At 63.3% G+C, this 248-nt stretch carries 1 protein-coding gene; it reads right to left on the bottom strand.

Annotated features, from left to right (window positions below; genetic code table 11):
* Positions 1–248: hypothetical protein (locus ACU18_RS18915; protein ID WP_157407876.1), on the bottom strand; the 248-nt coding region annotated here is incomplete at both ends.

The raw sequence follows: 248 nt of genomic DNA on the forward strand, positions 1-248 counted from the left end.
TCCTTGGTCGCGGGGTCCTTGCCGAAGAAGTGTTCACGGACGAACCCGCCGGATTCGGCTTTGTAGGTCTGGTAGTCCCCGTCGGGGGTTTCGTTCATGATCTTCACGAGTGAACCGTCGGTGTCCTGGCCCAGGAGCTCGTCCCATTCCCGGCCCCAGACGACCTTGATGACGTTCCAGCCGGCGCCGCGGAAGAACGCTTCGAGTTCCTGCATGATCTTGCCGTTGCCGCGGACCGGCCCGTCGAG

The organism is Arthrobacter sp. ZBG10, assembly GCF_001238605.1.
Taxonomy (GTDB): Bacteria; Actinomycetota; Actinomycetes; order Actinomycetales; family Micrococcaceae; genus Arthrobacter.